General features: G+C 60.6%; 17 protein-coding genes. 11 read left to right on the forward strand and 6 right to left on the reverse strand.

The annotated features are described in order from the left end of the window. Positions 1-55: 55 nt before the first annotated feature. The 5 genes from AC1DCM_RS00575 to AC1DCM_RS00595 form a co-directional block, all read right to left on the reverse strand. A complete protein-coding gene (locus AC1DCM_RS00575; protein WP_441437355.1) occupies positions 56-958 on the reverse strand; it encodes an amino acid ABC transporter ATP-binding protein in 903 nt (300 codons plus the stop codon). A 14-nt stretch (positions 959-972) separates the two neighbouring features. After that, complete coding sequence (locus AC1DCM_RS00580) at positions 973-1,737, reverse strand: SDR family NAD(P)-dependent oxidoreductase (RefSeq protein ID WP_441437356.1); 765 nt, start codon at positions 1,735-1,737, stop codon at positions 973-975. Between the two features lie 115 nt (positions 1,738-1,852). Continuing rightward, on the reverse strand, positions 1,853-2,530 hold the full coding sequence (locus AC1DCM_RS00585; RefSeq protein WP_441437357.1) for an amino acid ABC transporter permease: 678 nt from the start codon (positions 2,528-2,530) through the stop codon (positions 1,853-1,855). Continuing rightward, complete coding sequence (locus AC1DCM_RS00590; protein WP_441437358.1) at positions 2,527-3,183, reverse strand: amino acid ABC transporter permease; 657 nt, start codon at positions 3,181-3,183, stop codon at positions 2,527-2,529. Before AC1DCM_RS00590 ends, AC1DCM_RS00585 begins: the two co-directional genes overlap by 4 nt. A 34-nt stretch (positions 3,184-3,217) precedes the next feature. Further along, positions 3,218-4,174, reverse strand: coding sequence for a transporter substrate-binding domain-containing protein (locus AC1DCM_RS00595; RefSeq protein WP_441437359.1), 957 nt, complete (start codon positions 4,172-4,174; stop codon positions 3,218-3,220). Positions 4,175-4,630: 456 nt separating this feature from the next. Between AC1DCM_RS00595 and AC1DCM_RS00600 the strand changes: the two genes are divergently transcribed. Further along, positions 4,631-5,218 (forward strand): DUF1349 domain-containing protein, encoded by a 588-nt coding sequence (locus AC1DCM_RS00600; RefSeq protein ID WP_441437360.1) that lies wholly within the window; start codon positions 4,631-4,633, stop codon positions 5,216-5,218. Positions 5,219-5,288: 70 nt separating this feature from the next. Here the strand turns inward: AC1DCM_RS00600 and AC1DCM_RS00605 are convergent, their stop codons facing one another. Further along, positions 5,289-6,827, reverse strand: a complete 1,539-nt coding sequence (locus AC1DCM_RS00605; RefSeq protein ID WP_441437361.1) for an alpha-L-fucosidase — start codon at positions 6,825-6,827, stop codon at positions 5,289-5,291. Between the two features lie 156 nt (positions 6,828-6,983). Between AC1DCM_RS00605 and AC1DCM_RS00610 the strand changes: the two genes are divergently transcribed. The 10 genes from AC1DCM_RS00610 (at position 6,984) to AC1DCM_RS00655 (ending at position 20,244) form a co-directional block, all read left to right on the forward strand. After that, positions 6,984-9,416 (forward strand): carbohydrate binding domain-containing protein, encoded by a 2,433-nt coding sequence (locus tag AC1DCM_RS00610; RefSeq protein ID WP_441437362.1) that lies wholly within the window; start codon positions 6,984-6,986, stop codon positions 9,414-9,416. Positions 9,417-9,565: 149 nt separating this feature from the next. Next, positions 9,566-10,570 carry a LacI family DNA-binding transcriptional regulator gene (locus AC1DCM_RS00615; RefSeq protein ID WP_441437363.1) on the forward strand — a complete coding sequence of 335 codons (1,005 nt, stop codon included), beginning with the start codon at positions 9,566-9,568 and terminating at the stop codon, positions 10,568-10,570. 577 nt (positions 10,571-11,147) lie between these two features. After that, on the forward strand, positions 11,148-12,380 hold the full coding sequence (locus AC1DCM_RS00620; RefSeq protein ID WP_477516968.1) for an ABC transporter substrate-binding protein: 1,233 nt from the start codon (positions 11,148-11,150) through the stop codon (positions 12,378-12,380). Between the two features lie 69 nt (positions 12,381-12,449). Then, positions 12,450-13,325 (forward strand): carbohydrate ABC transporter permease, encoded by an 876-nt coding sequence (locus AC1DCM_RS00625; RefSeq protein WP_441437365.1) that lies wholly within the window; start codon positions 12,450-12,452, stop codon positions 13,323-13,325. A 1-nt stretch (position 13,326) separates the two neighbouring features. Then, the gene (locus AC1DCM_RS00630) at positions 13,327-14,238 is read left to right on the forward strand and encodes a carbohydrate ABC transporter permease (protein WP_441437366.1); all 912 of its coding nucleotides are present in this window, start codon (positions 13,327-13,329) and stop codon (positions 14,236-14,238) included. A 2-nt stretch (positions 14,239-14,240) separates the two neighbouring features. Continuing rightward, positions 14,241-15,200: a glycoside hydrolase family 43 protein gene (locus AC1DCM_RS00635; protein ID WP_441437367.1), complete on the forward strand. Its 960-nt coding sequence runs from the start codon at positions 14,241-14,243 to the stop codon at positions 15,198-15,200. 75 nt (positions 15,201-15,275) lie between these two features. Then, positions 15,276-17,183 carry a beta-L-arabinofuranosidase domain-containing protein gene (locus tag AC1DCM_RS00640; protein WP_441437368.1) on the forward strand — a complete coding sequence of 636 codons (1,908 nt, stop codon included), beginning with the start codon at positions 15,276-15,278 and terminating at the stop codon, positions 17,181-17,183. Continuing rightward, entirely contained in the window at positions 17,176-17,970 is a 795-nt protein-coding gene (locus AC1DCM_RS00645) for a ThuA domain-containing protein (protein ID WP_441437369.1), read from the forward strand. The genes AC1DCM_RS00640 and AC1DCM_RS00645 overlap by 8 nt, the downstream gene beginning before the upstream one ends. Continuing rightward, complete coding sequence (locus tag AC1DCM_RS00650) at positions 17,967-19,238, forward strand: Gfo/Idh/MocA family protein (RefSeq protein ID WP_441437370.1); 1,272 nt, start codon at positions 17,967-17,969, stop codon at positions 19,236-19,238. Before AC1DCM_RS00645 ends, AC1DCM_RS00650 begins: the two co-directional genes overlap by 4 nt. Beyond that, positions 19,225-20,244 carry an acetylxylan esterase gene (locus AC1DCM_RS00655; RefSeq protein ID WP_441437371.1) on the forward strand — a complete coding sequence of 340 codons (1,020 nt, stop codon included), beginning with the start codon at positions 19,225-19,227 and terminating at the stop codon, positions 20,242-20,244. The genes AC1DCM_RS00650 and AC1DCM_RS00655 overlap by 14 nt, the downstream gene beginning before the upstream one ends. The last annotated feature ends 85 nt before the right edge of the window (positions 20,245-20,329 follow it).

Raw genomic sequence — 20,329 nt, forward strand, 5'->3', positions numbered from 1 at the left:
TCCTTTGCTTGCGTAACTGCTGTGGGCTCGACTTGGGGCGAAGCCGGCCGGCGTGTCAGTGGTGAAGTGCACGGAGGAACTCGATGAACCGTGGGTGCGTGGGGTTGTCGATGGTTTCTTTGGCTGGCCCATCCTCGGCAATTTGACCGCTTTCCATGAAAATGACGCGGCTGCCGACCTCCCGCGCGAAGGCAAGTTCGTGGGTGACGACCACCATGGTCATTCCCTCGGATGCGAGCTGCTTCATTTCCTCAAGTATGTCGACCCGCAACTCAGGGTCCAGAGCGGAGGTTGCTTCGTCAAAGAGCATGACGTCAGGCTGCATAGCAAGCGCACGGGCAATGGCAACGCGTTGCTTCTGACCTCCGGAGAGGGAACTGGGGAAGAAGTCTCTCTTCTGTTCCATGCCGACTTTGCGCAGCCCGGCAAGGGCAAGTTTCTCAGCTTCGACACGATCAATGTTCTTAGCCCTGAGCGGACCTATCATGGCGTTCTCAAGCACTGTCTTGTGGGGAAAGAGATTGAAACTCTGGAAAACCATACCCATGGACATCCGCCACTGTGCCATCGCCTGCATTTCTGCCCGGCGACCCCTGAAATCGAAGAAGTCGATCTCACTGTTGGTCCAGGTCTTGCCCTTGAAGGTGATGGATCCCGTGTCTGGGGGCGCAATGAGGTTCATGGACCGCAGCAGTGTGCTCTTGCCGCAGCCGCTGGGGCCGACAAGGACCACTACTTCGCCGGCGTAGACGTCCAGATTAATGCCTTTGAGTACATTGACCTCTTTGGCGGTGCCGGCGTTGTAGGTCTTGGACACTTTGCGAAGTGCAAGAATCGGTACGCGCTGTTCAGTTTCGTCGCGCTGGGGGTCCGCGTCAGGGAGATCTTCAATGTCTCCAACGGCTATATCCTCGTGCGTCATGAGTTCTTCGCCGTTTTCGACTAGCGGATCGTTCATGGCTTGTGGCCCTTTCATACTGTGAGGCCGCCATCAGCCGTGAAGGCAGCGCCGGTGACATACGACGAATCATCGCAGGCAAGGAAAGCAACGAGGTTAGCGATCTCCTCATAGCGCCCCTCCCTCTTAAAGGGAACAATTTCCCGCACTCTGGCCCGCCGCTTTTCCATCATTTCGTCGGAGGAAATGACCTTGCGGTCTGCCATGAAATTTTCCAGAATTCCTGGGCAAACTGCGTTGGCCCTGATGTTGGCATCGGCGAAGTCTCGGGCCGTCACTTTGGTCAGCTGGAGCAACGCTGCCTTGGAGACGCTGTACGCGGCTTCGTTGGTGGAGGCCTTGAACGCGGCGATGGAGGCTGTGTTGACGATGACGCCGCCTCCGGCTTCGATCATCGACGGGATGACGCGTGAAGTCATCATGAACGCTGAGCGGACATTGACTTTCATGGTCAGATCCCAAACGTCCAGCGGGGTGTTCACGACGTTGCCAGTTGGATTGATTCCGGCGTTATTGAACAGCACATCGATGCTCCCGAACGCCTCCAGGCCGGTCGCCACCACCCGGTTCACGACCTCTTCTTCCGAGACGTCGCCGGCCACAGTCACGACCTCCGTCCCGAACCCGGCACGGCACTTGGCCGCCAGAGTCTCGACTTTGTCCTGGTCCAGATCGATCAGGACCAGCGAGGCGCCTTCAGCTGCAAAGCGTCGGGTGCAGGCCTCCCCCAAGCCGCCGGCAGCTCCAGTGATGAGGACTACCTTTGATTGAAAACGCATGGGAGCCTTCCGGTTTGATGTGCACCATATGCCTGGCGTATAAGGGGTGCTGGCTTGAAGATCTGTTGCCCGACGGCCGTGGAAGGCCGCCGGGGAGCATGAGTGGGGGACCAGATCACGGAATCCGCAGCTTTCGCTCGACCCATGAACTGAAGATAGTCATGATGAAAACGACCACCACATACATGAGTCCCACAAGGGTGTAGTACTCGAAGTATTGGAAGGTCTTGGCAGCTGTGTGGCTTGCCCTGTACATGATGTCGGCAACGCCAATAACACCGATGATCGACGAATCCTTGAGGATGATCGTCCACTGACTGACCAACGAAGGGATGGCCACCCGGATGCCTTGCGGCAGGATGATGTCGGTGTAGGTGCGGGTGGCCGACATGCCCAAAACGGCCGCCGCTTCCCGCTGGCCGCTTCCAACGCTGGACAAGGCCGAGCGCAGGATCTCTGCGATATAGGCGCTGTTGAGAATGGTAAGACCGATAATTCCAGCCACGATGGGTGGGATCGGAATGCCGGTGACGGCAGGGAGTGCGAAGTAGATAAAGAGGATGTAAACAAAAGCCGAGAGCGACCGGAAGATCTGCGTCAATGCAAATGCGGTCTTTTCCAGCCACTTGAGGCCGCTCAGACGCATCAGGGTCAGGATGAGCCCACCGATGCAGGCAAGGCCGAAGGATGCGAAGGTCACCGCGAGTGTCACGTAGATGCCCTCGGAGATCGCACCGGTGGAACCCAGAACAGGACCCCACGTGGCCCAAAGCTTTTCGAACCAGTCGCTCATTTGATCCGTAGCCCCCTTTCGGCGAGGTTGAAGGCAAAGGACGCCGCGAAGGCCATCAGGATCAGGATTATTGCCAATCCTGCGTAGGCCTCGAACGGCAGGAACAGGCTTGTCGACATGTCCTGGGCTACGAAAACGGCTTCAGCGACTCCGATGACGGCAGCGTAGGTGGCCCCTTTGAGTTGCATGACGAAGACGTTCCCCAGCTGGGGTAAGGCAATCCGGATTGCTTGGGGAAACAGCACGGAACTGTAAGCCTGCCAGCGTGTCATTCCGAAGGATTTGGCCGCCAACGCCTGTCCCTTGTCGAGGGCAAGGAATGAGGATCGAAAGACCTCGGCCGTGACTCCGGACGTTGCAATGCCTAGCGCGACGATCACGGCAGCCACCGGCGGGATGTTGAAGCCGATGACCTGCGATACGCCGAAATAGACCCAGAGAAGGAGAACGTACAACGGGGCCCCGCGCACGAACTGGACGAGGATGTAGGAAATCGTTCTGAAAAAACCGTTTCCGCGGGACATCGAGGCTAAGCAGAGGCCGACGACGACTGTTAGCACAAAGCTTGCAAGGGCAATGTAAATGTCCACTGCTGCCCCGGCAAGGAAGAGATCATACCGGCTGAGTACTTCGCCCCAATTCATATCAGGCATTATTTCCTAAGTGGCTGTGGGGAGGCTATCCCGGTTAGACCTCAATGAGGGCGCCGCCGGGTCCGACGGTGACGACCGGGAGCTTGAATTCGGTCCGGAGCGCATCTCCGACCCATTTGTTCCACAGTGTCGCGATCGTGCCACGGCCAGCGTGGTGGCGAAGCCAGTTTGAAACCCAGACCTGCGACTTGAAGTCGCCCTGGGGCAGAAGGAAGGTGTTGACGTCTACGTACAGCGGATCGCCGGGCAACACCGTCAGGCCCGGGTTGTTGCGGAGCCCGTTCATGACATTGAAGATCGATGCCAACGTGATGTCCGCACGGCCCGAAGCAACCTCTGCGATAGCCACAGTTGCATCGGCCAAAGCAACGAACGTTGCCCTGGGGTATCGTTGGGCGCCGATAATGGCCTGCGAGGATCCCTGGATCACAGCGATCTTCACGGCTGGATCGTTCAGTTGGGCGTCCTTTTCAAGAGTGCTGCCAGGCCTACGAAGAGCGTAGATGGCTGCATAGTTCGCCGGGATATCCGCGAACATGCCCTCGTTTGCCCGAGTCGGCAGGTTCGTCACCGGTTCGAGCATTTCGACTTTGCCCGACACCAGCGCAGGGACCAGCTGAGCGAAGGGCATCTCGGTGAAGTTGATCTTAATGTCCTTGTCCAGGTCCGCCATCATCATCTTGATCATTTCAACGCTGAACCCGTCCGGCTCCCCTGCGGAGTTGCGGAACTGCATCAAGGGGGTGGAGAACTCCCAGCCCAGGTTGGCTTCCTTTGTACGACGCCACTTGTCCACCAAAGGTTCTTTGTCCGGCGCGCCGGCACCCCCAGAGCTCGCACCGCCGTCGGCGCCCGGAATGAGGCGGGTCAGGCCAAATACGGCAGCACCAGCGGCTGCGCCGGCAATGAGCCCGCGGCGTCCGGGGTGCTCAGTGGCCTTGGTTGCCTGGGCTTCCTGCGTGTCGTTCTCGGTCTTGTCGCTGATGGCCATCTCAAGTCCTTCCTTGTGGGGACGCGGCTCATTCGATCCACGTTGCTGTGATGTAAATCATGCTATCTCATATCGTATAGGAAAACCTACAGGTTCTTGATCGTATTTGAAGTTTCGCCAAATTTGTCTGGGCAGCGTTTGATTGCGGCTTTGACTAGGCCGGTTGTGCCGGCAATTCCCGGGTCATGAATACCCGTGCATGCGCGTCAGGCTGCCGAGTACCGTTCCTCGCTCTGGCAGGCAGTAGTGTTATCTCATCTGCCGTTGCCGTCGTACCACTCGACTTTCCTGGGGAAATCTATGAATGAGAACGCTCTGCATGGATTTGGGGCTCGGCACTGATCGTCATCGCTTTGACGGCTTGCGGAGGCAGCGGCACGTCGAGCGACGCCGTGTCCAAGCCTGCCAGCAAGACAGCCACGCCGACGCCGACTGCGGCGAAAAGGAATTGACACAATGACTGAAATTGCTTGGACCGAGGGAACTTGGACGACCGAACCTGCGAACGTGGAGTTTGCCGAAGACGGCATGCTGGTGACCGCCGTCGAGAAGAGTGACGCCTGGCGCGTCACTTCGTACGGATTCATTCACGACACCGAACACGCCCTCCTCGCCCCTTTCGGGCAGGACACTGCCATGGAGGTGTCTTTCCATCTCGATTTCTCGGCCCAGTTCGACCAGGCCGGGATCTTCGTCCGTGTCGATGACACGACATGGATCAAGACGGGCATCGAGTGGAGCGACGGCGAGGGAAGCCTCGGAGCGGTGGTGACGCGTGGTGTATCTGATTGGTCTTTGTCCCCGGTTCCCGGCTGGGATGGCCGGTACGTCACTGTCCGGGCCAGTAGGTCCGGCAACGCCCTGACCGTCCGGGCCCGAGTTGATGACGACCTATGGCAGCTGGTAAGGGTAGCGCCTCTTGACCCGGAAGCTGTCGTCACCGCAGGGCCCTACTGCTGCGCCCCTTCGCGCCCTAACCTCACCGTGCTCTTCACGTCCTGGCGAACGACAGCCCCGGACGACAGCTTGCACCCCGACGCTTAGGTGCCCATCGAAGGCCGCGCTCCCCCGCCTGCCCTAACTGTCCTGCAGTCTCCCAGCACGGATATCCTCCTCATCCGTGCAAGAAGTCTTGACGGGGTGGGCGAGCCTCGTCTTCGAGATAGAGCCGCACGACCGGACCCGCCGCCGTCGACGATTGGGGCGGCAACGTCACATCAAGCGACTCAGCGGAACGCTGCCAAGCAACGTCGTCGGCAGAACCGAGGACTCGAACCTCCCGGATTCCTCGGGTAAGGAGCCCGGCGCCGCTTCCAAACGATCGGATTCTGGCCTTTCCATCCTGCGGATGTGCAAGCAATGTCGCATAAACGTAGTCGCCGGTGACATCGTTCCGAGTCGTGAAACGAACATCGGCGCCGGTGTAATCAGGCGAGGAAGTGTCGACGAACGAGCCGGCCGTGACCACCGTTGGACCTTCCCCGGGAATGATCCACGGTCGACTGCCGTAGATCGCTTCCCCGTTTCGGGTCAGCCACTCCCCGATGGCTTTGAGGAGCTGTCGTTCCCTTTCCGGGATGGTGCCGTCGGGCTTCGGTCCGACGTTCAGGAGGAGAACGCCGTTTTTTGAGACGGTGTCAACCAGTTCGGCAATTAGCTCGTCGGCGCCTTTGTACACGTGTCCTTCGACCCAGCTCCACGATGTTCGCGACACCGACGTGTCATTCTGCCAAATGTCGTCGCGAATGCCGCCCATCGTCCCGCGTTCGATGTCGTAGACAGCGCTCCCGGGCGCGAATGAATTCCACTTGAAGTTGATGACGACCTCACGGCCCCACTCGGCGGCGCGGTTGTAGTAGTACGCAGCGAAGCGACGCAGATACGGCTCGAACGCAGCCGACTCGATCCACCAATCGAAGTAGAAGATCTGCGGCCGGTATTTGTCGACGATCTCGACACACCTCAGAAGCCAGTCCTCGAGAAAGCGCTCATTCGGAGCGATCTCCTCACGCTGGGCCGGTCCATAGAAGTCCGCGTAAGCGGGATCGCGAACGTCGGAGTCGAACCGGGCACCTCCGTTCATGAAGAACCAATGCTCTGCGCGATGACTCGACGCGCCGAGAACCATCCAGGCACGATCCACTGCGTCGCCGAGCTGCCGGAACACGTCCTGGCGCGGGCCCATCTGCGTCACGCTCCACCGCGAACGGCCGGTGTCGTACAGGGCGAAACCGTCGTGGTGCTCGGCCACCGGCACCACGAACTGCGCCCCGGCCTCCTTGAACAGCGCGGTCCAGTCGTCGGGCTGGAACTTGTCCATGGTGAAACTTGGGATGAAGTCCTTGTACCCGAATGTGCGCTGCGCTCCGTATGTGGCGATGTGATGCTCGAATGACTTCGTACCCTGCAGGTACATGGAGCGGGAGTACCACTCGTCCTCAAACGCAGGGACGGAGAACACTCCCCAATGGAGGAAGATCCCAAACTTGCCGTCGCGATACCACAGCGGTGCCCGGTACCTCTGTAGCGACTCCCAGGTCGAGTCGTAGGGCCCGGCATCGATGACCTGCTTCACGCCCGCCAACGCCGCGGTGTTATCAGAAACATCGACCGGAACGGGGAGGTCGTCAGGGTTGATCAAGGGCAACGTCATTGTGGATCCTTCTCACGAGCGTCATCGAATCGAGGTTTTTGGGCCAAGCCGACCTGTTGGAAGGTTGACAGCATTGGGCGTTCTGCAGGACAGTGTACCTCAACTTGGAGCGCTCCAAGGATATGACTGTTCAAAGGAGAATGGAATGGAAATCCCATGCTGAAAAGTCCGAAACGTCCCCGAGCCATGCTTTCCCTCCTCGCCGCCGTACTCCTCACGGTGGCGGCACAAAGCAACGCCGGGGTGGCAAACGCTGCAGGATCAGACCACTTCGTTGATTGCTCGGCCAGCACGAATGGCCTGGGGACTCAGGCGAGTCCGTGGAATTCGCTGGCACCGGTGAACTCCCTGCAGTTCGGCCCTGGCGAACGAGTCCTGTTCAAGGCGGGAACGACCTGCGTTGGTCAGCTGACACCGTCCGGGTCGGGAGCGGCAGGCAGCCCCGCCGTCATCACAAGCTATGGATCTGGTGCCAGCCCGACCATCGATGGCAACGGCGTGGTGGGTGCGGTGATCAAGCTCCTCAACGTCCAGCAGTGGCAACTCTCGGGTCTCGAGGTCCGTAACGCCGCGGCGTCCCCCGCGTTCAGGAGCGGAGTGCTGGTCGAGAACTCGTCGGGGACGACGCTCTCGGGCATTTCCATTACCAACATGACGGTTCGCAATATCTCCGGATGGTCAGGCGGCTGGTACTCGTCGAACGCGGGAATCGGCGTCCAGACCGACCAGACGGCGTCCGTCTCCACCTGGAACGACATCACGATCGCCAACAACACCTTCGACCACGTCGACCGCATCGCCATTGCTGTCACACCAGACGGCAACGCTCGTGGTACGGGCCAGACGACGAACGTTCGCATCCTGAACAACAACATCCGGTACTCCGGCGGCGACGACATCCTGGTCGTCAACGGCGCTGGAGCGCTGATTGACGGGAATGATGCGGCATACGGCGGGGTCAAAGCGACGACCGGCTGCCCGCCCTCCGGGAACATCTGCAATACGGCCGCAGCTTCAATCTGGGTGGCCGGCAGCAGCGACACGACGATCCAGAACAACACAGTGGCGTGCACGATCAACCAGCAGGACGGCATGGCGTTCGACGTCGACTGGGGCAACCACAATACGACGATCCAGTACAACTACTCGCGCAATAACTCCGGTGGCTTTCTCTTGATGATGCAGCAGATCGGGAGCGAACCCCCAAGCGACGGAACGGTCGTCCGCTACAACGTGAGCGAAGACGATACGAACACGGCCGGTTGCCCGATTACCAGCAACTTCAACCGAGCTCACAACGTGTTTGACTTTCCCGGGGCCATCCCCAACCAGAGCGGCTCAGCCGCGCCCCTTCCGGACATCTACAACAACACGATCTATATCTCATCCGGACGGGCGACATCGGTGATCGGAACGCGAACCGGCAATACGCAGTCAGGTTCCTACAAGCTCCGAAACAACCTGGTGCTGAACTTCGGATCCAAGGGCTACCTGCAGACGACGGGTTCCGTCTTCGCCAACAACCTGCTGTATGGGCCGCGCAATAACAATGAGCCGACGACGGGGACCATCTATCTGTCGCCACAGTTGGTCGGTCCGCTGCAATCCGCGACGCAGGCATCGGGCGGCGCGGCGGCCTATCAGCCGCGCGAGTCCTCGCCCGCCTTGGGCGCTGGCGTCCCCATCGCCTCGAACGGCGGCCGGGATTTCGTCGGCAACCCGGTTGCGGCTGTACCCAGTATCGGTGCCTATGAGACAGCCAGCACGAATCTTGTTCCAAATGGCAGCTTTGATTCGGGAGCCCTCACGCCCTGGACGCTGAGTGGGTCAGGATCGTCAGTGACGACAAGTACGTGGTCGAACGGCCCCTCTGCCCTGCAGACCGGCAATGCGAACAGCGGAGCCGAAAACACTGTCAGCGGGCTCACTCCCTCGACCACGTACCTCCTCTCGGCATGGGTCAAGGTGGGTGTCGTCGGCGAGCAGCTCGCGATAGGAGTCAAGAACTACGGCGGAACGGAGACCTTCAGCAAATCGACCGACACGGCCTGGGCGCTCAATACGGTGGCATTCACGACCGGATCCACCAACACGACCGCGACGATCTACTGCTACAAGAACGCCGGGACCGGCCCGGGCTTCTGTGACGACTTCAGCATCGTCAAGCTCACCAACCCAGGAAGCCTGGTGTCTAACGGAGGGTTCGAGACCGGCTCTCCATCACCCTGGACGCCGTCGTCGTCAGTCCCCGTCAGCCTCAACGCTGGTGCCGCCCACAGCGGGTCGTTCGGGCTCGCGACGGGACCGGCGAACAGTGGGGTTCAGCAAACGATCAACGGGCTCCGGCCCGGCACGACGTACGTTCTCACGGGGTGGCTGCATGCGGTGGCGGGCGAGGAGATTGCTCTCGGCGTCAAGTCATTCGGCGCTGCCGAGTCATTCCACGCGGTGGCCGGGGCGACATACGCTCCCGCGGCAGTGGTGTTCACCACGGGCACTGCCAGCACGCAAGCAACCGTCTATTGCTACAAGAACGCGGGATCGGCGGCCGGGGCATGCGATGACCTCGCGCTGAAAGAGGTGGGCTAGTCACCAACTCAATCTGTGGCTGTGTCGGCAAATCGCCGACACAGCCACATCGCGCTACTGTCTTTCGTACGCTACTGTCTTTGTTACGCTCCAAATCGGCCGCCGGCCGATGGATCTTCAGGCGGCGAGTTAATTATCGAAGGACGGGAATGGGCCGGCAAGTAACACTGGAAGACGTCGCCGCCGAGGCGCACGTCTCGAAGAGCAGCGTTTCGAACGTGATCCGAAACCATCCGAATGTTAGGGAATCGATGCGCCAGCGCGTCAACGCGGCCATCGAAAAACTCGGCTACCGCCCCCAGGCCATTGGCCAGAATCTCGTCTCAGGGCGGACGGGTCTCGTGAGTCTTGCGATCCCCAATTTTGCGCAGCCCTACTTCGCCGAGTTGGCGCGGGCCGCGGTTGCCGCAGCCGACGATGCCGGGATGCGCCTGATCGTTCAGCAGACCGATAATCTCCTGGAGCGTGAACGAGAAGCTGCGGACTCGTGGAATCTGGGCTCCGCGGATGGTCTCATCTTCAGCCCATCGGTGATCGAGGACGAAGAGATCGAACTGAGGCGTGGCCGGGCACCGCTCGTGCTGTTGGGTGAGCGATCGAAGTTGTCGTCCGTTGATCGCGTCGGCATTGACTCGGTGGCGATTTCACACACTGCCACCAAGCACCTGTTGGATCAGGGCCGGTCGCGACTGGTGATGATCGGGGACAAGACGTTCGGTGACCCATTCGTGGTGTCGGAGCGTGAAGCCGGTTTTCACCTGGCGCTGGAGGAGGCCGGTCTGCGCGAAGCCGGGCCCGTCACGGCCGTTCGGGATTGGACTCGCGACGACGGAGCCCGCTCAATCGAAGAGCTCGTCGACGCCGGCGTCGAGTTTGACGGGGTTTTCTGCGCGAACGACCTGCTCGCACTGGGCGCGATGTCGGCGCTTCGGCGACGCGGCCTGAAGGTCCCGGAGGACGTCGCGGTGATCGGAATCGACGACATCGAAGACGGCCGGTTTGCTTCACCGACGCTTTCCACGATGTTCATCGACAAAGAGTGGATGGCGCGTGAGGCGATCCGGCTGCTAGCCAAGCAACTCACCGACCCGGACTCGGTCCCCGAACAACTCAGCGTTCCGTTCCACCTCGTCGCGCGCGAATCAACCGCTTAGCCCGCTGACCCCGGGGAAACCACATCAGTTGTCGCCGGCACCTGCGCAGCGACTGCCCCCTGCCCTGCCCAGCAGAACCGCAGAGCCTCCATCACCGGCTCCCCGAAGGGCGGACGCTGCGGCGCCCGCGGGTGCACGGCCCTCAGCCTCCGGTGCTATCCGCACGGCCTTCCGTCCATGGTCCCGATGCAGCCGGTCCTCGCACACAAACTCCTCCGGAACCTGCTTCTCGCTGCCAGATTGAAGCGGGCGTAGCGGGTCGATATCGCCTTCGTGACGTCACTGCGTTCGCTTTTTGAAAGCTCCCCGGTGGAGCGTGCCGTAGCGGCGCGCGCCAGACGGCGCCCGCCGCTACGGGACATTCACAGAGGATTCCTCGAACACCGCTCCCGGGCATCTCTGAGAAGTCGAAAGCGCTGACTTGACAAATCCATGGTGCGAGATCATTCTGTAGATGCGCCCATTTGGAGCGTTACAAATTCTCAATGGAGAGGACACCATGAATCACAGCACCCGACCTGTTCGCAGGGATGTTGCTCCTTCAGACAGCACTAGAGGCCGTCGCGGACGCCTGGTCGTGGGAGCTGTTCTCGCCCTGTCCGCGCTCCTGATGACGGGTTGCTCGTCGACTGGCGCAAGCGGAACCGGCGACAAGACTGTCCTGAAGGTGTATGGCTGGAAAGGCGGCGACGCCGAGCCGGCGAACGTGAAAGAAATCAACGCCGCCTTCGAGAAGGCGAATCCTGATATTTCGCTCAAGTACGAATTCATCCCGTCAGCTGCATATCCCCAGCGTGTGCAGTCCGAACTTCTCGCCGGAAACACCGCCGACGTCATCATGACCGACTCGGCCAAGGTTCAGGACTGGGGATCCTCGGGATACCTCGAGGATCTGTCGTCGCAGCCCTGGGTGGGCGGGGTGCGCAAGGAGATCAAGCCGTTCGTTGAGAACGAGGGTAAGACCTATGCGATGCCGATGGAGGTTATTGGCATTTCGCTGTTCGCCAACAACGCCCTGCTGCAGAAGGCAGGAATCACGTCGACGCCCGCGACGTGGCCCGAGTTCGAGGCGGCCCTTCAGAAGGCGAAGGACGCCGGCATCACTCCACTTTCTTTGCCCAACAAGGGCGGGTGGACGGGAGACGCGGCGATCAACGCCATTGCTGCCACGCTCGTGTACAAAGACAACCCGACGTTCGACGCGGACTTCGTGCAAGGAAAGGCGTCTTTCTCTACGTGGAAGTCGTCGCTGCAGCAACTGATGGATCTGCAGTCGAAGGGGTTTGTTGATTTCAAGAGCGAGCTTGGCGTTGATGAGTGGAGCACTGGGATCTCTGACTTCCAGGCGGGCAAGAGCGCATTCTATGTGCAGGGCGCGTGGAACCAGTCAGCGTTCACGAAGGCCGGGCTGGATGACTCGTTGATCCCGTGGCCGGCGACCAGCAAGGCCGATTCGAACGCGAACCTGTTTGTCGGGACGATGTTCAGCGTCAATGCCAAGTCGAAGGTCAAGTCGGCGGCAGAGAAGTATGTCGAGTTCTGGTCTGAGAGCAAGAACGCCTCTCCTTATCTGGAGGCCGAGAATGCAGTGTCGCCGTTCACCAACGGCGAGAACCCGTCCGGAGCCGCGACAAAGGCCTTCGTTGCGGCGGTGAACGAGGGAAGGTACCGCATCCTTCCTTCCAACACGTGGGCGGATGCCGCGGGCGAGAAGACATTGCAGGAGCAGATCCAGGCCCTCTGGCTTGGTCAGCAGAGCATCGATCAGACGGTCAAGAACCTCGACGAGAAGCTCAAGCCCAAGAAGTAGGCAACGGCGGCAGGGGCCGTGTGGCATCCAGCTCGGCCCCTGCCGTTCAGTTCAATTGAAGGAATTTCGATGATCCACCGCAGACCGCTCGTAGCCGTCGCTTTCATGGCCCCCGCCCTGGCGTTGTACTTCGCCATTATTGTGTACCCGCTGGTGCAGGGGCTCGTGTTGAGCGTCACGGACAGCAAGATTGGCAATGCCGGCGACTTCGTCGGAGCGGCGAATTACGCCGCCATGGCAAAGGACGGCGACGTCATACGAGCATTGGGCGTCACGGTGGCGTATGCGGTCGTGGTGGTCATCGCACAGAATGCGATCGGTCTGGTCCTGGCCAGGGCTCTGTTCATGCGCCCGCGCGTCCGCCAGCTGGGCAGCACAATCATTCTCGTTCCCACTCTCATGTCAGCCGTGATGGCCGCGTTCGTCTGGAACTCGCTTCTGGCACCAGACGGAGCTGTCAACTCCCTCCTTAAATCGCTGGGTTTGAACACGCTCACACATGTGTGGCTCGGCGATCCGTCAACGGCACTCTGGGCGATCGCGCTGGTCAACATTTGGATGTTTTCGGGCTATTCAGCTGCCATCTTTTTAGCCGGGTACATGAACCTCCCGGCCGAACTCCTCGACGCATCGAGCGTGGATGGAGCGACAGGCTGGCGCAGATTTGTCTCGGTCGAGTGGCCGCTTCTCGCCCCGGCCACGACCGTAAGCGTCACCCTTTCCCTTCTGGGGTCGCTCAAAGTTTTCGAACTCCCCTTCGTGATGACGAACGGTGGGCCAGCCGGTTCAACCACGACCCTGACCATGCTGATCTTCCAAAAGATCTTCGGAGGACAGGGAAGTTTCGCCTATGGCACGACCATTGCCGTCCTGCTTCTGGTTGTCGTCGTGCTGTTTGCCGGAGCCACCCAATCCCTTCTTCGACGTCGCGAGGAGCGAATCTAACATGGAGAACACAACGATCACCGCAGCTCCAACACCCCCGACAGCATTCCGAGGGGAACGTCGAGCGGAACGTCGAGCCGGGGCACGACGTCGGCGCGGGCCCCTATCGCTGGTCGGCGACGTGATCCTGGCCATGTCCGTCATCCTGATCTTCGTCCCGTTCGCCTACACAGTCGTGACATCCTTGCGCCCGCCTTCCGACGTGATCAACGATCCGCTGGGCTGGCCGACGAGCCTGACGATCGATAACATCACGAACGCCTATTCGAAGATGAACTACACCCAGGGGGTGCTCAGTTCGACCATTGTCTTGGCGGGCGCGTTGATCTTGACCATCATCGTCGGAGCGCTTGCCGCGTACCCGCTTGCACGTATCACCCGTTCGTGGACGACGTGGGTGTACCGCCTCTTCCTTGCGGGCTCGACGGTCCCGATCTTTGTACTAATCGCACCGCTATACCTCTTGCTTCGAGACGTTGGCCTTCTGAACAGCTACGCGGGAATCATTCTCGCCTACACCGCCATCAACCTTCCGGTCGCGATCTTCTTCTACACGTCGTTCTTCCGACAGATTCCGATCGAGCTGGAGGAAGCGGCCGCGATCGATGGATCGGGACCGGTGCGCACGTTCTTCGTTGTGCTGTTCCCTCTCCTCCGACCCGTCACTGCGACCCTTGCCACGTTCCTGACTCTCAGTGTCTGGAATGACCTGCTCATTCCGCTGGTCTTCGTGCAGGATCCATCGTTGAAAACGGTGATGGTGAATGCCTACTCCCTTGTTGGCAGCTACACCCTGGACCCGAGTTTGCTCTTCCCCGCCGCGTTGCTCGGCGTCGCGCCCCTACTCATCGTGTTTGCCTTCTTGCAACGGCAAATCGTAAGCGGACTCACGATGGGTGCCGTGAAGTCCTGACAATGGCGAACAACAACTTACAACAGGCAACCGCTCTCCAAACAACGAACCCACGCCACGCCACGATCGAACGGTCCGAATTGCGCATCCGAGACCCGTACATCGTGGAGTACGAGGACCGCTACCTGCTCTTCGGGACGACGGATCCGAGCCCCTGGCACGGGCCGGGGGCCGGGTTCGACCGTTACGAGAGCGATGACCTCGAGCAGTGGAGTGGACCCTTCCCTGCCTTTCGTCCGGGTCCTGGATTCTGGGGCGAGACCCAATTTTGGGCGCCAGAAGTGCATTACTACAACGGCACATGGTGGATGTTTGCGACCTTCGCCGACCGCGCGGGCCGCCGCGGCACCCAGGTGCTGGCAGCAGCAGCCCCAGATGGGCTGTTCCAACCATGGAGTGACGGACCTGTCACACCGAGTGGATGGATGTGTCTTGATGGCACCCTGTACCAGGATCGCTCCGGTGCGCCATGGCTGGTCTTCTGTCATGAATGGCTTCAGGCAGGGGATGGCGCAATTTATGCGCAGCGTCTCAGTGACGACTTGCGAACCTCGAGAGGGGATCCGATTCTCCTGTTCACGGCCTCCGAGGCGCCCTGGACACGACCCTTTCGCAATGAGGAAACGGGTTACGACGACATCGCGTTCATCACTGATGGTCCCTTCGTGATCCACGATGACGCGGGGCTTGCACTCCTCTGGTCCAGCGGCGGCGAAGGAGGCTATTCAGTCGGAGTGGCCCGCAGCTCCACCGGACTCATCACCGGACCTTGGGTGCACGAATCGCAACCCCTCGTTGGATCTGATGGCGGACACGCAATGCTGCTCACAACACGAAATAGCCGCTTTCTGGTGTTTCACCAGCCCAATGAACTGACCTTTGAGAGGCTTACGATCCGATGCGTGGCCGAAACCAACGGGATCTACCGGGTCCCAGCTCCAAATGACGACTATTCCAACTAAACAAAACAATCGCCTCAGTGGCTTAGCCGGGCGACCTTTCCTTAGTGTCCTTTTTTGAACTGATCGGGAGATCTTGTGAATCAGAGAATTTCCGTTGGCTTCGTAGGACCTCGTGATGCTGAACTACTTGAGGGTCCCGCGCTGTCCAGAGCACAGGTGAATCGCGAATATTTGATGAGTCTCACCGCTGAGAACTTACTTCGCCCCTATCGCATGGAGGCGGGGTTGTGGCGATACTCCGGCTCTGTAGGGACAACTGTCGGAGAAACTGCAGCCGACGGCCCCGAAAACTGGCACTGGGGATGGGAATCGCCCACGAGTGACCTTCGCGGACATATCCTCGGTCACTGGTTGTCGGCCGCAGCCTACCTGTCAACACACGACGAGGAAGTACGAGCGCGAGCCAACCACATTGTCAAAGAGCTGGTCAGATGCCAGGAGGCGAATGGCGGTCAGTGGGTGGCTGGGATTCCGCGCGGATATATGGACCGGGTTGTGCAGGGTCAGGAGGTGTGGGCACCCCAATATACGGTTCACAAGATCCTCATGGGGCTGTGGGACATGTACGCGATCGGAGGCAGCGCCGCAGCGCTGAAGCTGCTCACGAACTTCGCTGATTGGTTCGTGCAGTGGACGGATCATTTGAGCCGCGGGCAGCTTGACGATGTTCTGGATGTGGAGACCGGGGGGATGCTGGAGATTTGGGCGAATCTCTACGGCGAAACGGGCGAGAATAAATACTCAGTGTTGATGAGCCGCTACGACCGCCCACGCTTCTTCGATCGTCTGCTCAGCGGTGAGGACGTGTTGACCAACAGGCACGCCAATACGCAAATCCCTGAAATACTGGGCGCTGCCCGAGCGTGGGAGGTTACGGGAGACCGGCGCTGGCGTGACATCGTCGAAGCGTTTTGGTTTCAGGCCGTTACTTCCCGTGGCACTTACTGTACGGGTGGGTCTACATCGGGAGAGGTCTGGCAACCTTCGAAAATTGTACTTTCGCGTTTGCACCGCGTGCAGGAGCATTGCACTGTTTACAACATGATGCGTTTGGCGCAAACCTTGTATAGCTGGACGGGCGAAAAGAGCTATGCGGACTACTGGGAACGGAACCTCGTAAACGGAATTTTTGCGCAGCAAAATCAGAGGACAGGCATGGTGACCTACTTTCTTCCCCTCGCGCCTGGCAGTGAGAAACAATGGGGTTCGCGCACCAACGACTTCTGGTGCTGCCACGGCACCCTCCTGCAAGCGCACTCTCACCACGCGACGGCTGCCGTGCAGCGGGACGAGGATGGTCTCCGCATCAGCCAATACATACCCTCGGACACACGTTGGGACGATGTCGCCGACACAAGCGTCGCCATTCGGATTCAGCAGGATCCTCTCGACGGTGTGGTGTTCGGACAAACTGAAACCCTGGACGGTCTAAACGCTATCCAACGTCTGGAGCCGGATCTGCCGACCGAACGCCCCGACCGAATGGTCTTCGATATCAAGGTGCGTCCAGACCAAACGACGCGATTCACCTTGCGACTACGAATACCAGATTGGGTCCGTGCCCCACTTCGCGTGTATTGCAACGGGAATGAGCTTGCTTACGTCGAGGAAGAAGGGTGGGTTCTCGTCGATCGCGACTGGTCGGCGGGAGATCTCCTACGCGTCGAATTCCCGACCCGGGTTCGCGCCATCCCGGCTCCCGAGAACCCTGGCGTACTGTCCTTCGAAGACGGACCCTATGTTCTCGCTGGATTGACCTCACGGCGCGTGCCAGTCGAACGCGCACATGGCGGGGACGCCACCACTATTCTCGCGCCGGATGAGACCAGGACGCATCACTGGTGGAATGCAGGCACGTACCGCACCATCCGCACCCCTGACATACAATTCGTACCCCTTTCCGACCTAACTGAAGGCGACTACACCGTCTACTTTCCCGTGGAGTCCGGCGATGACAGAAGTACAAGGAGCTTCAATGAGTAAAAGCACCCCGATCCGGGTCACAGTTTGGAACGAAAACCGGCATGAGCAGGAACACGAGCAGGTGGCAAAACTCTACCCCCGCGGCATTCACGGCGCAGTGAAGGAGGGTATCGAGGAGAACCTGGGTGCCGCCGTCGTCGTCCGCACCGCCACCCTGGACGAGCCGGAGCACGGCCTTACCGAAGAGGTCCTGGCCACCACGGACGTCCTGACCTGGTGGGGGCACATGTCCCACGCCGATGTCGATGACGAGATCGTGGAGCGGGTGCACCGCCACGTGCTCTCGGGAATGGGGCTGATCGTGCTCCACTCAGGCCACTGGTCCAAGATCTTCACCAAGCTCATGGGCACCACGTGCACCCTGCGCTGGCGGAGCGAGCAGGACCGCGAGCTGGTGTGGACCGTGGACCCCACCCACCCCATCGCCAAGGGCGTTCCGCACCCCATCATCATTGATGAGCAGGAAATGTACGGCGAATTCTTCGACATCCCTGGGCCGGAGGAACTGGTCTTCATCAGTTCGTTCAGCGGCGGCGAAGTCTTCCGCTCCGGCTGCACTTTCCGACGCGGCCACGGCAAGATCTTCTACTTCAGCCCCGGCGATCAGGACTTCCCGGTGTATCACCACAAGGACATCCGCCGGGTCATCTCCAACGCCGTCCAGTGGGCATTCACCGACCGGTCGCGCCGGGAACTTCCGGAACTGCTGCAATATGACACCGATGAGTTCTACAAGGGCGCCGACTACAAGGGCGCCACCGCGATCTACGAGGAAACCACGGCATGAGCCGCCCGTTCGCGACAATTGAGGACGATCGGGGTCCGCTAAAAGTGCTGCTGGTCGGCGCCGGAGCCATGGGCCACACCTGGCTGGGGGCGGTGGAGGCCTCGCCGCTCGTGGAGCTCAGCGGCATCGTTGACCTTAACCTGGACGCCGCGCGTGCCAGCGCCGCCTCGATCGGCAAACCTGACCTTCCAGTGGGGAGGGGAACAGCGCAACTGGCGTCCGACGTCGGCGCCCAGGCGGTCATCAACGTCACGGTTCCGGCCGCCCACCACCCCGTATCCGCCGAGGCGCTCTTCGCCGGGCTTCCCGTGCTGGGCGAAAAGCCGGTTGCGTCCACCGTGGCTCAGGGCCTGAGCCTGGTCGCTGCCGCCGAGCTCACCGGCCAGTTGTTCATGGTCAGCCAGTCCCGCCGCTACAACCGCGACCTGTTCGCCGGCAAGGCTCTCGCCGGCGGGCTCGGCCGGCTGGGCACGCTGTCCGCCGATTTCTTCAAGGCACCGCATTTCGGCGGATACCGCGACCAGATGGAGCACCCGCTACTGCTGGACATGGCCATCCACCAGTTCGACATGGCGCGCTTCCTCCTGGACGCGGACCCCGTCTCCGTATTCTGCGAGGAATACAACCCTGCTTGGAGCTGGTATCGAGGGGACGCGGCAGCCGTAGCGTCCTTCGAAATGTCCGGCGGCGAGCGGTTCGTGTTCAACGGAAGCTGGTGCAGCCCCGGGCAGGAAACCTCCTGGAACGCAGCCTGGCGGCTCGGCGGCGAAAACGGGACTGTCGTGTGGGACGGTGATAATCCCCCGACCGTGACCCCATCCTCCCCCGCAGACGCCGCTGCTGACATTGCTGTAGAGGATACTGTTCAGGTGCATGCCCCCGTTCACCCGGGCCGGAGAGTGGTGGAGGAGCCGGGCCCGGACGTCCACGGATCCTTGCACGAGTTCGTTTCAGCGCTCCGAACAGGAACTCCGCCCATGGGTCAGGTTCACGCGAACATCCTCAGCCTGGCCATGGTGGAAGCAGCCATCGAAAGCGCAGCCACCGGCTGGCGGGTGCAGATCGACGCACTACTGGAACGTTCCTATGAAGAGGCTGTCCGGGACGAGAAGCGGCAGGACGTGGCCGCCGTCCTCCACTCCTGGTCCATCGATGGTGCCTTCTCCGCCGCAGCCGCCCTCGGAGCTGCTCCTGGTACGGAAATGCCAAGCCAGATCCAGCCAGCCCCTCCAGAAAACAACAGAATCGGACGCGATGCCACTTTTTGACCTCCCGTTGGCCCAGCTCCGCAGCTATACCTCCGATGTGACGATGCCGGAAGACCTTCGCGAATTCTGGGATGCCACGATCGCGGATGCCAGAGCCTACCCCCTGAACGCCCGGTTTGAGCCCGTCGAGAACTACCTTTCTGTGATCGACACCTTTGACGTGACCTTCGCAGGGTACGGTGGGGAACCCATCAAGGGATGGCTGCACCTCCCTGCCACCAGGGACTCAGGTTCCAGGCTGCCTGTGGTGGTCCACTACGTCGGCTACTCCGGTGGGCGGGGACTGGCGAACCAGGAAACAGGGTGGGCGCAGGCGGGGTACGCGCATTTCATCATGGACACCCGTGGCCAGGGTTACGGTTTTGCTGTGGGTGAGACTGCTGATCCCCATCCGTCGGCTGGCGGCGTGGGTTATGCCGGCTTCATGACCCGGGGCGTCGGCAGCCGCGAAGACTACTACTACCGGCGGGTGTACACGGATGCCTTCCGGGCAGTGGAGGCAGCACAATCCCACCCTGAGGTGGATGCGGCACGAGTCGTCCTCGCCGGCGGAAGTCAGGGCGGCGGCATTGTGGTAGCTGTCTCCGGGCTGGTGGCCGGTCGGCTCGACGGCGTCGTGGCAGCTTTGCCCGACGTCCCGTTCCTGCAGGATTTTCCGCGCGCTATCGACATCGCCCCGCGTGGCCCGTACCCGGAAATCGCCGCCTTCCTTGCCCGTCATCGGGACCGGTATGAGCAAGTACTTGACGTCCTGCGCTATTTCGACGGCGTCAACCTCGGACGATGGGCTACGGCGCCTGCGCTCTACTCGGCAGCGCAAAGTGACGACATCTGCCCGCCCTCTACTGTCTTCGCCAGCTTCAACGCGTACGGCTCGGGCACTTCTGACGCGTCCCGTCCCGGCCCAACGAAGGAGATGGAGGTGTACAGGTTCAACAACCATGAAGGAGGGCAGGAACACCACTGGATAAAGCAGGTTCTGTTTCTCCGCCAGCTCCTAGTCTAACTCCCGGTTCAAATCGGCCGAAAAGACAAACCTGCTACTAGTGGGTTTGTGCATTTTCGACGGCAATCCTCATCAAGAACCTCGC

This window comes from Paenarthrobacter sp. 10N417 (assembly GCF_056394745.1).

Coding starts and splice junctions, on each gene's coding strand:
- AC1DCM_RS00575 (WP_441437355.1), bottom strand. CDS start 958: ATGAACGATCCGCTAGTCGAAAACGGCGAAGAACTCATGACGCACGAG.
- AC1DCM_RS00580 (WP_441437356.1), bottom strand. CDS start 1,737: ATGCGTTTTCAATCAAAGGTAGTCCTCATCACTGGAGCTGCCGGCGGC.
- AC1DCM_RS00585 (WP_441437357.1), bottom strand. CDS start 2,530: ATGAGCGACTGGTTCGAAAAGCTTTGGGCCACGTGGGGTCCTGTTCTG.
- AC1DCM_RS00590 (WP_441437358.1), bottom strand. CDS start 3,183: ATGCCTGATATGAATTGGGGCGAAGTACTCAGCCGGTATGATCTCTTC.
- AC1DCM_RS00595 (WP_441437359.1), bottom strand. CDS start 4,174: ATGGCCATCAGCGACAAGACCGAGAACGACACGCAGGAAGCCCAGGCA.
- AC1DCM_RS00600 (WP_441437360.1), top strand. CDS start 4,631: ATGACTGAAATTGCTTGGACCGAGGGAACTTGGACGACCGAACCTGCG.
- AC1DCM_RS00605 (WP_441437361.1), bottom strand. CDS start 6,827: ATGACGTTGCCCTTGATCAACCCTGACGACCTCCCCGTTCCGGTCGAT.
- AC1DCM_RS00610 (WP_441437362.1), top strand. CDS start 6,984: ATGCTGAAAAGTCCGAAACGTCCCCGAGCCATGCTTTCCCTCCTCGCC.
- AC1DCM_RS00615 (WP_441437363.1), top strand. CDS start 9,566: ATGGGCCGGCAAGTAACACTGGAAGACGTCGCCGCCGAGGCGCACGTC.
- AC1DCM_RS00625 (WP_441437365.1), top strand. CDS start 12,450: ATGATCCACCGCAGACCGCTCGTAGCCGTCGCTTTCATGGCCCCCGCC.
- AC1DCM_RS00630 (WP_441437366.1), top strand. CDS start 13,327: ATGGAGAACACAACGATCACCGCAGCTCCAACACCCCCGACAGCATTC.
- AC1DCM_RS00635 (WP_441437367.1), top strand. CDS start 14,241: ATGGCGAACAACAACTTACAACAGGCAACCGCTCTCCAAACAACGAAC.
- AC1DCM_RS00645 (WP_441437369.1), top strand. CDS start 17,176: ATGAGTAAAAGCACCCCGATCCGGGTCACAGTTTGGAACGAAAACCGG.
- AC1DCM_RS00650 (WP_441437370.1), top strand. CDS start 17,967: ATGAGCCGCCCGTTCGCGACAATTGAGGACGATCGGGGTCCGCTAAAA.
- AC1DCM_RS00655 (WP_441437371.1), top strand. CDS start 19,225: ATGCCACTTTTTGACCTCCCGTTGGCCCAGCTCCGCAGCTATACCTCC.